The 15698-nt window shown below is 59.3% G+C and carries 9 protein-coding genes and 2 pseudogenes; 7 read left to right on the top strand and 4 right to left on the bottom strand.

Annotation, left to right across the window (positions count from 1 at the left end):
• Positions 1-64: 64 nt before the first annotated feature.
• Positions 65-421, bottom strand: a complete 357-nt coding sequence (locus QRN54_RS19145; RefSeq protein ID WP_285182813.1) for a histone-like nucleoid-structuring protein Lsr2 — start codon at positions 419-421, stop codon at positions 65-67.
• Positions 422-544: 123 nt separating this feature from the next.
• Positions 545-919, bottom strand: a complete 375-nt coding sequence (locus QRN54_RS19140) for a hypothetical protein (RefSeq protein WP_285182812.1) — start codon at positions 917-919, stop codon at positions 545-547.
• Between the two features lie 207 nt (positions 920-1126).
• Between QRN54_RS19140 and QRN54_RS19135 the strand changes: the two are divergent.
• Positions 1127-2243, top strand: a pseudogene (locus tag QRN54_RS19135) (IS3 family transposase).
• 99 nt (positions 2244-2342) lie between these two features.
• Here the strand turns inward: QRN54_RS19135 and QRN54_RS19130 are convergent.
• On the bottom strand, positions 2343-2699 hold the full coding sequence (locus QRN54_RS19130; RefSeq protein WP_285182811.1) for a PLD nuclease N-terminal domain-containing protein: 357 nt from the start codon (positions 2697-2699) through the stop codon (positions 2343-2345).
• Between the two features lie 2328 nt (positions 2700-5027).
• On the opposite strand from QRN54_RS19130, the gene QRN54_RS19125 reads away from it, so the two are divergent.
• From QRN54_RS19125 to QRN54_RS19105, 4 genes are all read left to right on the top strand, one after another.
• Positions 5028-6815, top strand: a complete 1788-nt coding sequence (locus tag QRN54_RS19125) for a TIGR03767 family metallophosphoesterase (RefSeq protein WP_285182810.1) — start codon at positions 5028-5030, stop codon at positions 6813-6815.
• Complete coding sequence (locus QRN54_RS19120) at positions 6812-7153, top strand: hypothetical protein (protein WP_032399728.1); 342 nt, start codon at positions 6812-6814, stop codon at positions 7151-7153. Before QRN54_RS19125 ends, QRN54_RS19120 begins: the two co-directional genes overlap by 4 nt.
• Positions 7150-7758 carry a hypothetical protein gene (locus tag QRN54_RS19115; RefSeq protein ID WP_032399727.1) on the top strand — a complete coding sequence of 203 codons (609 nt, stop codon included), beginning with the start codon at positions 7150-7152 and terminating at the stop codon, positions 7756-7758. The genes QRN54_RS19120 and QRN54_RS19115 overlap by 4 nt, the downstream gene beginning before the upstream one ends.
• A 3086-nt stretch (positions 7759-10844) precedes the next feature.
• Complete coding sequence (locus QRN54_RS19105; protein ID WP_285182809.1) at positions 10845-11039, top strand: helix-turn-helix domain-containing protein; 195 nt, start codon at positions 10845-10847, stop codon at positions 11037-11039.
• Positions 11040-12870: 1831 nt separating this feature from the next.
• On the opposite strand, the gene QRN54_RS19100 is transcribed toward QRN54_RS19105, so the two are convergent.
• On the bottom strand, positions 12871-12996 hold the full coding sequence (locus QRN54_RS19100; RefSeq protein WP_285182808.1) for a hypothetical protein: 126 nt from the start codon (positions 12994-12996) through the stop codon (positions 12871-12873).
• A gap of 1161 nt (positions 12997-14157) precedes the next feature.
• Between QRN54_RS19100 and QRN54_RS19095 the strand changes: the two are divergent.
• Together QRN54_RS19095 and QRN54_RS19090 are read left to right on the top strand one after the other, a co-directional pair.
• Positions 14158-14468 (top strand): annotated as a pseudogene (locus tag QRN54_RS19095) (IS110 family RNA-guided transposase); the annotation flags it as partial.
• Between the two features lie 150 nt (positions 14469-14618).
• Positions 14619-14957 carry a hypothetical protein gene (locus QRN54_RS19090; RefSeq protein ID WP_285182807.1) on the top strand — a complete coding sequence of 113 codons (339 nt, stop codon included), beginning with the start codon at positions 14619-14621 and terminating at the stop codon, positions 14955-14957.
• Positions 14958-15698 lie beyond the last annotated feature (741 nt).

Raw genomic sequence — 15698 nt, 5'->3', positions numbered from 1 at the left:
GTTTGCCTCGTTGCCCTGACGCGTACTCCCTGAACTACAGCCCGACCGTGATAGCCAAGTGTTTCTAGTGACTGGCGTCGAACCCCTCGATAATTTCTTTCTTAACCCTTCCGCGACTCGACACCTCGTACCCGTTGCTGTTGGCCCAGTCCCGGATTGCCTGTAGCTGTTCTGGTGATCGATGAGGGGTAACGGTCTTCGTAGCAGCTTGTGCCCCGCCGTTCTTCTTGGCCGTGCCAACTTTTTGGGCGGACTGAATGAACGGTGCCAATGCTGCTTCAAGTTTATCGGCGTTCGTTGGCCGTAGATCGATCTGGTAGTCGGCGCCTTGGTACGAGAACGTCACACGCTGCTCGAAGCCCGAATCGATCGGCTTTCCGTCGAGGTCATCGGTGAAGGTGCGGATGAAGATTTCGGCCATAGTGAGGACCCCCTGTTTGTTTCGGAAAAGATGGCAGCCAGCCAGCACCATACAGTCAATTCGGTGCGTCCTTGGAAAGTGGTCGTACCTGGAGTCGCGGGAACTGACCGCCAAGGGCTGACGTCAGACGCGTACTGCCCAGGTTGGTCGCCATCGAGGATCAGCCACGGCGATATGCTGCACTCCCGATGCGGCGATCAATGCGGCACGGTGACGACCGTCCACCCACGTGCCTCCACTTCCGATATCGAGCGGGCGGGAGTGGAACTCGCTCCACGCAAACAGGTCGGGCCCGAACAGCCCGCACTCGTCGCCGTACAACACCCACGTCTCGAAGTCCCATCCGGTCGCCCGCTCCTGAACCACTGCAGCACTCAAGTATGCGATGGCCAACCAATCGACAGCGGGATACCCCTCGTGAAGTTGCCAATTGTTCGACTCCACCACCGCCCCTGTGACTTTCGGCAGGGTCGACACCGGTCGAACGACAAAATCCACGAACGTGCATCTCCCGTAAACGCTGGTAAGTATGCAGTGAGAGCAAAACGCCTTCCGGTCGCCCGATGCGATCGGGTGCGGCGGCAAAGCAGAAAGTACTCCCCCAGAACGCACTTCACGCAATTCTAAATGGCATGACCCCATGAAGTGACCCGCAAGTTATGAGAATCCTTCCGCCCTGATCAAGGGCATGAAAGGCTACAACTCATGGCTGGACGTAAACGGCACACGCCCGAACAGATCATCCGAAAACTGCGCCAAGGCGACGAACTCGCCGCCAAAGGCACCGACATCGAGGAAATCGCCCGACAACTCGATGTCTCCGTGCCGACGCTCTACAACTGGCGCAAGCAGTACGGCGGTATGAAAGCCGACGACGCCAAAGAGTCAAGGAACTCAAGAACGAGAACGCGCTGCTCAAGGAGCTCCTCGCTGAAGCCGAACTCGAAAAGGCGGCACTCAAGGAAATCGCTCGGGGAAAATTCTGAGCCCGACCGCCAAACGAAACGCCGTGACGATGCTTCAGGAGACGATGGGACTCTCGCAGCGGTTCGCCTGCAAGGTCGTCGGGCAACCACGATCGACTCAGCGGAAAGAGCTTAGGAAGAACATCCCGGACGATCCGGACGCGGATCTGCGGAAGTGGTTGCGAGACTGGGCCAAAGCCAACCAAAGAAAAGGGTTCCGCCGGGCGTGGGCGGACTTGCGTGCCGCCGGCTGGGTGATCAACAAGAAGAAGGTTCAACGTCTCTGGCGCGAGGAAGGATTGCGGGTGAAGGTGCGCAAAATCCGTAAACGTGCAGGCGCCTCGACCATTCCGATCACCGAGGCAGACGCACCGAAAGTCGTGTGGGCGATCGACTTCCAATTCGATTCGACGACGGACGGGAGGAAATTCAAGATCACGTCGATGGTCGACGAACATACGCGTCAGTCGGTGCTCAACATCGTCGAGAGATCCATCCCGGCAGAGGATCTCGTCGCAGCTTTGGAGAAGTCGTTCGCACTCTGGGATGGCCCGCCGCAAGTACTGCGGTGCGACAACGGGCCTGAGTTCATCTCCGAAGCACTCAGGACGTTCTGCGAGGATCACATCGGTATCGGCTACGTTCCACCCGGTCAGCCGTGGAAAAACGGCTACATCGAGTCCTTCAACAACCGTGTCCGTGACGAATGCCTGAACATGAACGAATTCCACAGCCTCCTCGAAGCCCGAGTGGTCACCGAGAACTGGAAGGAGGACTACAACAACCGGCACCGTCATTCATCGCTGGCGTACCGAACTCCGAATGAGTACGCTGCCAGCTGTATTCACACGCATTGATTCTCTGATAGCGAGTGGCTCATCAAATGGGGTCCTACCATAAAGTCTTATGCGTCGAGCCGACGCTTCAAGGTATTTGACACTGTGGCGCTCGGAATCTCAGATTTGGCCCGGATCGCCGTCGGTGCGTTGTCGCCGACCGACGCGTCGTTGTTGCTCGGCTCGTTCACGGCACGCCTGCCGGAACGCCTGCTCGGCTGCGGGGCCATACGCTGCGATCGTTCGCGCCCCTTCGGCATCGACGTGCGCAGCGACCCCAGCTAAGTCCGGTAGCTCACCCTGCCCGCGACCGGCGACCAGCCACAAAACCGACCCGAACACCGGGACGAACAGGATCACCACCATCCACAGCGACTTCGGCAAATGCTGAATGCACCTCACATCCCGCGTGACAACATCCACCAGGCAGAAGACCCAAAGCGCCATCGACGCAAGACTGAAAACGAACAACGGCACGGCACCTCCTCCCGAATACGTATTTCTTGCAGATCCTATCGAAAGTCGTAGAGGTAGTGCAGCCTTCAAATAGTTGTAACTTCGCGAAGACTGGTATCAGCTTCTTTGTGTCACCTATTGTTCCGATTGGCGTCGTAGTTTCCTTGTTTCCGCTAACGAGGGAGATGGCGCCTGCACCCCGCCGGCGGTGTCCCCAAACCGTCGGCGGGGCACCACAATCGGCGTACCGCTTCCGCCTCGGTTCTCGGTACGCCACGCTCAGACTGCGCGCCGAAGATTCCTCCATGTCCCTTCGGCGTGCATCGCTCGCCGGTCGCGGTCTCCGAACACTGTGGCCGGCGAGCTCCCCCTGCTGTGACAACATCGAGAGGGTCACCTGCCTGGCATTTTCCGGGCGCCGGCCGCGGCTCCGAGCATGCGAAGTACTATTCGTACCGTGCGTCAGCGGTTCGTCGGCTCACCGCACACCGCCTACCTTGGATCATTCCGCCGAGCAAACAGGTTAAGGCCACTCGAACTGCGTGCCACTGTTCGTGACAGTCGGTGGCATGCACGGCCCGCCGGGTTGAACACCTAACCTCGACCTGGCGGGCTACCAATGAACTGCATGCCGCTTTCCGTGGCGGTCGGCGGCATGCATGGTCCACCGGGGCGACGCTCGCATGTTCGCCGGTGGACCACCCAGGCTGTGCGCCAGACGGACGTGATGGCTGTTCGGTGCACAGGGGCCTGCCAAGCTTTCTGCACTGAAGACTCGGCAGGCCACCCCGATCCAGCGATCGAACCATTCCTGATTGCACGAGTCCGTTTTCGTCACGACACAGTATCCACTTAGCTACATGGCGAAAGTATCTGGCCCTCTGCCCGCCAACAGTCCAGTCGCGGCATCGTGACACCTCCCCGCTGCTCCACGCCTAATCGGGTCGAAAGGTCATGGGACCTAGAGACTTTCGACCTATTTAGGATAAACGATGCGAATGGAACGATGCGGGAGTGAAAATGAACTCTCAACTCTTTATGCCCAGCAGGCGTCGGGCCAGGCGTTACAGCCCCACTCGTTGGTGGAGCACGGCACTCATGGTGGGCCTCTGTGTCATCACCGGATTAATCATTGCCGCCAGTGTGCGCCTCGATGGCCGCCACTGGAGTTGATCGGCAGTACTTCAAGCCTCAATTCGCTGTAACTTGACGAGGACTGGTATCACTTTCACCGCGTCCCCTAGTGATCGAATTGACATCATGAGGTCTCCGTTTCCGCCAATGAAGGAGATGGCACCCGCGCCCCGCCGACGGTGTCCCCAAACCGTCGGCGGGGCAGCATGTTCGACGTACCGCTTACGCCTCGGATCTCGGTACGCCCGGCCCACCGGCCGAGTACACACGGACTGATCACCGGCCCGGTCGGTGAGCCACTCAGACTGCGCGCCGCGCCATCATCGATGACAGGATTTCACTTCCGCAGCTCATCATCGTCATGGTCGATTGAGATATCGGCGACTGGCCTCGAAGAAGCCGAACCTACTTTCGGGTTTCCGAAAGCACAGGTGCGTACCGTTCCCGGCGTACGATCTCAACTGCTCGACTGTCGGCCCGTCATCCCCATCGATGGTGGCGCGACGATCCGTCTTGTGCGCCGCCGTGTCTGCTGCGAGCTGCTCGCGTCACTACTCACACATATCGTCACTCACACATATCAACGCCTGGCCACATGCACCGACGAAGCGTTCAGACGGCGACTCGCCAGCACATATTGGCACGCGGCGATGACGTGCGATAAGGCGACGAACCCAGCCTCGACATACGACGACCAATGCCCCTCGTCGATCACGAGTCACCGTGACCACGTATGCAGGACGACTTTCAACGGACGCATCGAAAGCACCGATGACACCGGACTTGATCAGCCCACCCGGGAAGACAAGGAATCCCTTGATCCCGGCCACCCCCGGATCGTCTTCAGCTGCTCGGAGAATGGCCCCGATCCCGCCACTGCAGCCGGGGCCGTGCTCTTCACACGGGACGCGCTCGCGGCGAGCTAGATCGACGGCTGGTAACGCAGCAGCGAAATTGTTTCGTGGAGAATGAATTTGTCCCCTGGAGGTTGACGTGAGTCTGCCGTTCACCAGGCATGCGGCCCCCAGGTCGTCGACTTTCTGGTCGAAATATACTTTTCAATGTAAGACGACACATGAACAGGCTGAATTGGTCTGACAAACGCGCGGAGGGCGACTGATCAGCATCGACGCCTGCTCCACTCCGTCGATACGGCAGTCACATCATCCGTTGACACCTTGTTATATTCTTCGGCTAGCCAAATCGAGGAGTTAAATGTCCGGTTTGTCTCGTCGTCAGTTCATGAGCTTGACGGCCGCGTCAGCTGCGCTCTGCGGTGTAGCGCCTGCCATGCTGGGCAACCGCGTGGCATTTGCGCATACTCCGATTGGAGCTGCCTCGTCGACGCTGACCGAAACGATTCTTCGTGCTGCGGGAGACCCGCATTCGTATCGGACATTGAGGGCAGGTCCGGGCGAGGAGCATCTTCCGCGCCTGGACATTTTGCGCAGAGCTCCGGCCGAGGCCAGAACGCAATCCCGGAGATCGATTCTCTACCTCGGCCATCTCTCGGACATGCACGTCATCGATTCGCAGTCACCGGCGCGAATCGAACCGATGATCATCCAAGATCATTCGGCATGGGGTTCTGCATTTCACCCACAAGATCCGTTGACCGTTCACGTGACCGCTGCGATGGTCAAAGCGTTCGCCGACAACACCATCAGCCCCGTCACCGGTGCGCTGCTCGGCGCTGCGACGGTAACCGGCGACAGCGCCGACATGCACTCGCACCTCGAATTACGCTGGTACATAGATGTTCTCGACGGTGTTCCGGTCACATCGAACAGTGGATCACCGACGGCCTTCGAGGGTGTCCAGGCTTGGCCGGACGCGCACTGGGCATACAGGCCGGACGATCCGTCGGGAGGATCGTTCGGGGATTACGGATTTCCGGCGCTGCCCCGACTGCTCAGCGACGCCATCGCCAAGCCCGTCGAATCGGTAGGACTGCCGGTGCCGTGGTACGCGGTATACGGCAACCACGACACCCTTCTGCTCGGCACGTTCGGATTGTCTTCGCAACTGCATTCGCTTGCAGTCGGATCCGAGAAGTCCTACACCTTGCAGGCGACCGCGACGTCCGCGCTCGCCGGCTATGCCTCGACGGCAAGCCCACTGCAATGGATGATCGACGCGCTAGGCGTACAAACCGGAACCAGACCCGGCTTTCGGCGAGTCACAGCAGATCCACAGCGCTATCTGTTCGAACAGCGCGAATTCATGGCTGAACACTTCGATACCGCCGATACGCCCGGCCCCATCGGACACGGATTCACCCAACACAACCTGGATTCGGGCGAAACCTGGTGGTCGACCGACATGACGCCACATGTTCGAGCGTTCGGACTCGACACCTGCAACGCGGTCGCCGGCGCCGACGGCGCCGTACCCGAGGATCAGTTCGACTGGCTCCGAGAACAATTGGAACTAGCACAGGCGCTGAAGAAGCTCGTTCTGATCCTCACCCACCACAACAGTCTGACCTCGGAGAACCGCGCTCAGCGTCCAGGTGTGAACAAGAAGCTGTACGGGGCTGAGGAATTCGTCGATCTGCTGCTCGCGTATCCGGTAGTGATCGGTTGGTTGAACGGGCACACACATCAGAACCAAATCCTGGCGCACCGAGACGGTGACCGCGGATTCTGGGAGATAACCACCGCGTCGTGCATCGATTTTCCACAACAACAGCAAACTGTCGAGATCGTCGACAACCGCGACGGAACGCTGTCGCTGTTCACCACGGTTCTCGATCATGCGTCTCCGATCACTCCGGGCTCCTCCGGCGGCTACCTCGATCTTGCGTCACAGAGTCGCGAACTGGCCGCCAACGACTGGGCTGAGAACCCCTTGATGAGAAGAGGATCGGCCTTGGACCGCAACACCGAACTCCTTTTGCCCGCACCTTTCGACATGGAAGCCGTCACGGACGGATCGCTCGAACGGCAGCACCTCGACGAGCATGCCCGCCTGCTCGCGTATCACCAACGGGCACCACGGTGAAGCGGCTCGTCGCGGGACTCGCACTGGTGGTGGCGCTCGGCGGATGCTCCCAGGTGGACGCCCTCGCGCCAGTGGGTGGGGCCGCAATCGCGGACATGCGCTACGCGGCCAACGAAGTGCTGCTCGAGAAGGACATCGACATCCTGGTGGCACCGGTCTGTTCCGGGGAAGGTCTCGAGCTGCGTTGCACCGGCGAAACCGTCAACAGCGAGACCATCACGGCTACGTCGACATCCGAGGACGAGAGCACGTTCGAGTTGGTTGTCGGCACCGCGACCGTCTACTCGGGAGACGTGCAATCCGTCCTCGATCGCAACGGGACGGTCGGTGCGCCGTGAAGAGCCTGACGCGCGCTCTCCTCACGCATGTGCCGATCATCGTGGTGGGTGCGGTGTTTCAAGCCCTGTTGGTTCTCGGCAATCCGGTCCCGACGATATCGTGGTGGTTTTCCGTCCGAGTACTGGCTTCGGTGTTGGTGTTGATCCTCATGCTCTGGCTGACGATGGGTTTCGCTGCGTACACGGACACCCGATTTTCTCCGCGGTTGTTGCTGGCGGTGACAGTCGCTGTGCTCTGCGGGATCGTCGCGGGAGTTCTGAACCCGATTCTGCCTCTACTCGTCGCCGTGATTTCCCTGCCTGTCTTGTCGGCAGTCGCCGTTGGACCGTTGAAGGCAGTCGCACGAACTATCGCATTCGCTCCGATTCGTGCCTTCCTCGGATCTGTCGGCTCTGCCGTGCTGATCATCGCGAACGTGGTAGCCGGACTGCTTCTCGGGTTCTTCGTCACTGGAGTCGTCACCGCGGCACTCACGTGGCTCGTCTTCGGAATCAGTGCAACGATTCTCGCGACGTACTGGGCATCCCTTCACCGACGCGCGCACGCGTCGCAACCCTACTTCAGTGCGAAACCAAACCGCATCGAGACGCGCCACCCCGCCTGAATAACACGTACCGCTCGACGCGGAGACTGTCGCGGGAAACACTCGAGCCTGTGCGAGTACGTTCATCGCAGCATCCAGCTCACTGCTCGTCGACCGCACGCCGAGTCCGGGGACAGGTGCGAACCGGTGAATGTAATTCAGCGGTTCGCACCTACCAAATCAACAGTTGACGACGTTTAGTGAGCAACCTTGAAGATCGGCATCTGCATACTGGCGGCTACCTACCTCATCGAGACATACGAGGCAGCAGATGATCTGGACCGCTCTCCGCCTCCTCACTGAACCTAATCACCGACATGGCCGCCAAACTCCGAACTTCCGATCACTGCCACGCGATACCCGCTGATTCACCGTCCTACGTCCGCCTCACCTGAGCGATAATCGGCACACGCCATACAGGCAACGGACCGACATTCAGTTCCACTCCGCCACAGTACTTTCCAGAAAAGGCAACTAGTATCTCGCAGAGAAAAACACGTAAGACGCTGATACCCAGCAGATACAACACAATTCGATGTCACCTATCCGACACCCTCCATACGGGCGCACCGTCACTTACCTCACGCGTGAAAATCAGCAATGACTCACCCTCAACCTCCAACGACAGCACCCCTCCCTCGTTCAACTGTGCGCGCCTGTTCGATCTGACAACCGGGGAAGCCCTGCACCCTCAGAAGTCTGTAACACCCCTACTCTTCGATGAATCAACGACGTTGAGATGCATACAATCTCAACTCACCGCGCCGGGGCTCACCCGGTGGTCAGGGTCTGGATCAACAGCATCCAGGTGCTCGGCCCGGCATGGTCGTTCGTTGGGCCTACCCGGCTCGCGGGGTTTCGGCGATTTTACATCAGCAGACTTCCGAACTACCGGCCACGGTCAGCGAGCTTGATCGAAGACGCATTCAGAGCAGGCTTCCACCTCGTTACCCATCGCTCTGACACGCGCCTGTCCGGTCAGGTGAACGAGTCACCCGGCCGAGGCATCTGAGTGCCGCAGCTTCGGCGAGAATTCGTCCCCGCCTGTCAGGTCCCCGATCGGACGATCGCTGGACGCTGCTTCCCTCAGCGATCTACGAGATCGTCAAACGCTGCCCACACTACGGGCAAGATCAGGGCGGCGAAGGATCTGGTTGCGATCACGATTGAGCGCATCCCAATGCGCGCCATCCCGACAGTCGAAAAGTGTTGCCAAAAAGACTGATTGCACACATCTAGACCGTGCAGGCTCGCCACATTGCTGGTGCAACTTCCGGCTGGTGCAACTTCCGGCAAGCCCTTGAGCCCGTCGCAGACCAGAGTGTCCACAAAAACTGTGCCCCACCAGCCGGTAAGACCGTACGCCTGTTCAACGCCTGCGCCCCTTGAATATTCGATGGTTCGTTTTCACCCCGAGATCGCTCCATTTACAGCAACAATGACGTGTCGCGGCCGACATGCCCGCACTCGCGCCTGAACCGTGCAATGAACCTCGCGTTCCTTGACAAGCGGTATTCACCTCACGAAGACGGGACACGCCCCGATTCCGACAACCACGGACTGTCGGGGAACTGCAATATCGGTGCACCGGATCGGCGCAGGCCAGGGTGACCCTGTTGTGGTCACTGCGGATCAGGGAGAGGCCACCGCGACAACTAACCCGATGACAAAACCATCCTAAAGCCAACAGTTCTGGCTACGCCGTGACGAGAACGGCGCGTACCGGATCCCACCGGTGATGCAGTCGCTATGAGGCACACCAGCATAGTCATCGTGTGCACCACCCATAGCGATCGAGGGTTCGCCAACGCAATCGCCGCCGGAATCCAAGCGCCAGGACTGATTCCGGGCCACACACCGCAGACATGAGCCTGTTGGAACACCACACCAGCGAGCACGGCAGAGCACTTGCTCTCATACCACCCGGGGGACATCGATTGGCACGTAACGGAGCGCCCCGTACTCTGGTTGCCTGCGAAAGGACTACCCCGCTCGAATCGTTTTCTTTATTCAGGGAATTGGCGCACCATCACGGAAGTTGCTCGAAGTTGGCAGGCACCGTGCCCGCTGGAGGCAGAAGATCCGACAACAGCACCCGTGCAGGGATCGCCGACGCGAGGACCTCCGATGCCAAACATGTCGCGTGATCGACCCAGCGGCAACGCTGCGGGGTCGCGGCGATCGTCTAGGACATGGAAGGCGATCGCTCCCCGACTGCGAGAACACCAACCCCAGCTACCGCAATAAGCCCCCGTGCGAAATCGGCGCATACCTAAGATTATGCCGACCAGTTTCCAGGCATGAGAGAAGCTCAAACCCGGTCTACAACATCTCTACCGCAACTGGCTTGAGCGTGGCGAGTTGGTGCAGCATAGGCAAAGCTCGGCTCCTTCATAACCGCCTCAGACCCCGCGTGCGCAGCGGCACGGTTCGCCAGGGATGAGCACTCACGATCGAGCCGCGTCCAGCCCGTCGGACGCAGAAACCGCCGCTCACCCTCTCCTACAACGAAACTGTGCACGCATGACATCAATATCCGAACCGTCACGGAGCCTGATTCCACCAGTGCAAGTGCACTCGTTCACCATGCATGCGCTCTCGGATGTTGAAGAATCTTAAGGCTTCTCGAGCAGTTCGTTGACCCACGGAAATGTGCGTTGTCAGCATTCGTGTTTGGCGAGCCTGCCTGCATCTTGCTGGTGAGGATTCAGGTGGTCGTCGGGATCCCCGTCGCGAGCGAATCGATCACGATGCGAGTCCGCTGTCCGCGGCTGATCGACCGGCGGATTCCATCGACTCGACGGCTACCATCTCCTCATCCGGACCTGAGCTTTCGCTGGGTCACGGTCTTTCTTGCCGTCGACCCCGCGCCCCTGGCCAACGAGTTCCGCTACATATTCGCGAAGGTGGTGTGAGCCGCTGGACGGTTGTCGTCCACTTCCTTCTCGCTCCCACATATTGCTAGGAGTAGGGCGCCGGCACCGAGTGCAACCATGAGTTTTCTCGCCCACCAGCAATGCATGCCAGACCGGTCAGACGGTATTGCTGGGCAAGGAGATTGACGACGACAGACACCACTAATATTGCCAGCCATGGAGATGCCAAAGATGATGACCGTCACTGAAGTGCAGAAGGTTTCGCGCCGCGGCGAGAACTGGGTCCGCGGAGCCGCGAACAGCGGTGCCCTGAAGGCCCAGCCGAGACGAATGGGTCAGTGGTTTCGATTCCTCGAAGACGATGTGAACGACTGGATCCAGCGAGGAAGTCCGCAGTTTCCGCCCAACGCTCGCAAGACGCGGTAGCCATCGCGGTGACCTCCGCCTCGATCACGAGGTTCAGGCACCGTCTACACAACCCCAATCCCCTTTCCCGGATGAGGGTTGGAGTCCGCCAACTGCCCGAGGTCAGCCCGGAATAGTTCTTCTGCCGAATGGTCAGTGGGAATTTGGGTACACACCTGGGGTAAGGACGCTCGTAATGGAAACCTGAGAACAAGGCAAGCCAAGGTAGCCGCCCTGTGGCGGATCCGCGGTCGCCCGGTCCATGGCGAACAATCATGGTGCCGCCTGCAATATCGGTTCATTGGTCTTCGTCGGTCTTTGAGGTTGCTCGGCGCGGTTGGCCTGCCATCAGATCGGTCCAATGGCACATCGGACACCACAGCTCGTAGCTGACTGTGCCCGTGGGAAAGCGGTCGTCGAAGGGGAAATCCTGCACCGTCAAATCGTGTCGATTGCAGTGTGGCAGCGAAGGTCTTCGAAAGTTCCTTCCCGATTCTGGCGGCAAACAACCTCACTGCAAGCTGTGTCGGTAGGTGCACGATGCGCCGAATCGGGAGGGTCTGAAATCGGCTTGAGGTAGATCGGGAGTCAGCGAGGGCACAAGGTCGGGTACGGACCCTCGGGGTCTTTACGCGAGCCTGTTCGGACGGGTAGCGAGGCATTACACCGGCATCCGGAAGCCTTGGATCGCTGCCCGCCCACGAACTCCGTGCGTGAGGTTGCTGAAAGTTGCGTCCGCGCTGCAGAGATGGCACGTCCCTTGGTCTCTGTCACATGCTGCTCAGCGGAGAAAAATGGCCGCGAGAACCGCCGGCGGAAGGACGGCAGTACCCCCGCCCCCACGACTCGGGCGACAATCGAGGGATTGTCGCCCGACGGAAATCACCACAGTGATTTGCAGTGCCAGCGACAACAGCCACACCCATGGCGCCGAGTGCGAGGAGTTGGGGCACGGCAACGGAATGTCCAACCATGGTGGAGTTCACCGAATCAACCCTTCGGCGACAAATCCCTTGACTGGGTGTGTCCCCATCTCTGTTGCGGCGGTACGCAAGAGCGCATTCTTGCGGAGATCGTTTCCGGGGTACCGGGCGCGACGATTAACGATGTTTGTTCGCGAACGGCCATCTCGATGTCGACGTCGATGACGACGAAGCGTACATCCGATCAATTCTGGCGTGTATGCAGGCGTTGAGAATGAGGTCCCGTGCTGCGACGGTGTCGGCGGGTGCCCACACTGCGAATCCACGAGATTCTGCGCGCTGATCTGCGATCCACACCGCAGACAGCAGACGTCCTCCGAGCGACTCGATCAGCATCCCAGATGCAGTGCGGCGTTGTGGTCGTGAGTCGAAATCACTCTGACTTGATGCCGAGTGAGGTGCAAGCGGTGCAGGGTCTTGAATGCGACGTCAGAGTCGGCGGCAACGAAGGCACCTGGAAACGCGGGCTTCTGTCGGATGTGCTCGACCTGTTCGCAATGCCTTGCCGCACAACCCGCGAGGAATACCTACCCTCCGCCGGTACGCGCAAGCACGCCCATGCAATCAGGTGTATGCCCTGACAAATCGACCAGCAGAACCGAGCAGTCTCAGAACAGGTCGTGAGAGGAAGTCGATGTCGCGATTGGTGGACCGTCGAGGTCGTAGCCGACGTTCGCTCTACCGTCAGTGAGTGCTGTGCGAACCCCTCTCACCGGTGGACGACCCGATTCGAGAATCCAGTCCCGCTCGACACCTCTCAGATAGACGAAGGCCCCGAGCCTTGGGAGGCAAGGGGCCTTGTCATCTCACGATTCGCCGCCTGGAAAGCTGGCGTCGTTCCAAGAACTCAAGTCGAGCTGCAGCCTGAGCTAGAGGACGGTGTCCGTCCCGGAGACCGGGATGCCGTCGCTGCTGCCGCCACCGCTGCCACTTGAGGAGCCTGTGCCGAACAGTAGGCCGAAGAAACCGGAGATTGCACCGAAGAAATCAAACACTGTGGGACCTTTCGAAGGGTGGGCGTTGCCGCACGTATAAGGCGCCAGTGATGTCGCCGCGTGGAAAGGTACAACTCATCGCCTGGATTTACCAGTCTTCGCAAAGTTACAGCTACTTGAGGGCTGATTACTCGGATTCAACCCAAGTGTCCACTGCCGAAGAGCAGGCGCCCCTCAATGACCAGCAGCGCGGGGCAGAGGCCATGGACATGTGCGGTACTCCGCTAGCCGGCGGGACCGAAACGCCTGACCCTAACACTGCGGGGTTAAGTATTTTGGGGTGCTCGTTTGACTCTGAGATCGTTCCATTCGCATTCGTTCGCCCTACAAAGTCGAAATATTCGATTCTTGACGACCAAGTGCACCCCTCAGGGAAAGTCGTCCAGCGTGTTGACAGCAAGCCTTCCGCATGGAGGCGGATGACGATGGAAGCGCGCATATTTCTGCGGTTTCCGCGATGGGACAACAACAGAGTGTCGAGCTTTCTGCAGTTCATTCGCAGGGTCTACAGGTTATCGGGCCATTTTAGGCCCCGCGATGTGTTTACTGCGCGAAGAAACAGTCGCTCGGTGGGAAAATTTGGCCTGTGCCATCACGATTCGCAGTATGGGTTCGAGGTCAGATCACCGCGCGCGGCTATGGGAGCGCCGACGAGGCCGCTCGCGCTATGGGTGTGTATCCATCGCAGATGCGTCAGTGGACACGAATTGCGCCTTCCCCGCCCAGCGGGTAACGCGCCGCGTCGCAGTGTTGTTCGGCGCTCCAATGCAATAGATTTGTGAATGCCTGTAGTTTTACACCCACAGGATAGAAGGTGCGATTGCGTCCCGGCAAGCATGCGCTGCAAGACTTTTCGAAAAAGAAAACCCTTGATGAGATCCGCCGACGCATTGAAGAAGATGTGAGAGGGCCGCCAATTCCCTTGTGCGTGAACGGAACACTTCACGCCCTGTGTGGCCGGCCTACCGGTTCGTCAGGGAATACAACGGAGTCGCCGGGCAACGAGGCCTGGATACCCATCAACGCATAGTTCACGGCATTTGAGGTTAGACGGTATGTAGGTCGACCCATTTCGGGCCGGGGCCTCGCTTGCAAGTTTGCCGTGGGTTGCCGAGTAGTCGAAGCCTGGATCGGGAGTGCCTACATTTGCAGGAGGCCCCGATGATATTGCAGCCTAAGAGTGTTGGTTTGGACGTGCATGCCCTCTCGGTAGTGCCATGCGCGATCGACGGTCAAACCTGTGAAGTGTTCAAGCAACGATTATGTCGGACTCCGGTGAGATCCTCGCCAGATTGCGTTCGTTGCCGCGTCCGGTGAAGGTCATCTACGAGGCTGGACCGTCCGGATTCGGCCTGTGCCGATCTATGATTCGATCGGGGGCGGAGTGTGGAGTGGTCGCACCGTCGAAATTACAGAGACCAGCGGGAGATCGGGTCAAGACAGATGCGCGCGACGCTCTGCACCTTGCCCGGCGGTTCCTCACCGTCGATCGAGCGGCGATCCAGGGTGCCATTTTGCCCACCGAAAGAATCTGTCAGTGGTTAATATGACCACTGACAGTGGTGTTTGCCACTCGTAAGGTTGTCTTCAACAGATCAGCCAGCTTTCGGCGAGGCAACAAAATGACTAAGACCAGCACACAAATAGGCAGCACAAAAATCTCGAATCTCTGGATTCAAGCTGGTGTACCGGCGGCCCAAGAGACGCTTCTTACTTGGGAATCTCCCCGCCCCACCGCTCAAGACAGCGTGATATCGACGTCGGCCACGCCACCTTACCGAGTATGGCTGGTTGACGGCTTGCGCTCCACTCCAACTCCTGTCGATTCGCCCACGGTGCGTGACGGTCTGATGCGCGTCTGGTACCCCGATACCGACGGGGGCTATCAAACAGCGGATGGACGCCATCACTCCAACTGGCAACAGTTGCACGATGAGTTCGACCTAGTGGAGGTGCGATGATGGGAACAGCCGTGCCGTCGGTTCTCACAGCCATCCCCCAATTTGACAGGGGCCGGCGTCGCGAACTCACTGACACACGACTCGCGGAATGGCTCGCGTTCGAAGACACGGCCGAAGAGTTGGGTCAGTTGTCGCCGGACGACCGGCTTACATGTCATGTGCACCGCCGGTGGATTCACAGTTGCGTCGCCTCCCCGATCCATATCAATCCAGTCACTCGCCATCGCTGGTGTCGAGTCTGCGCCCAGCCCCTAACGGTGACCCTCGACGAGGCGACCACCACCATGACGATGTATTGCATGTCTTGTGGTGATGGCGTAAGTGCCGCCACCGCTCGCGTACTCGCAGCCTGTCGCGCGAGCATGGTCATCGCCGATACCCGTCGCAGTCACATCTCAGCTGCGTAGGAATCCAAACCCTCACCCAGGCAGAGCCAATCGTGGCACCGAGGATCCGTCTTCCAGTCGGCGCTGCGAGCTGTCGGTCTAGTCGCCTGCATCGACCGATTCTGAAATAGAACGCCGCATACGCGGTCGAATCGCCGAGGGTTCGGGGCAAAGGCAAGCAGGAATCGGAAGTCGCGGCGCGGCCGGGACGATCACATTCTGGTCAGGGTCGCCAATTTCGATCGAGAAAGATCGTTAAAACATTGTTCAACAGAGGTTTACGAGGTTCAATGTTCAGGGTGTCGACGGCCATCGTAAGCTCCCCACTGGCGGCCATTTATGGCGCATTTTGTGG

It is taken from the genome of Rhodococcus sp. MEB032 (assembly GCF_030208925.1).
Classification (GTDB): Bacteria; Actinomycetota; Actinomycetes; order Mycobacteriales; family Mycobacteriaceae; genus Rhodococcus_F; species Rhodococcus_F qingshengii.
This window is presented reverse-complemented; position numbering and strand designations above follow the sequence as displayed.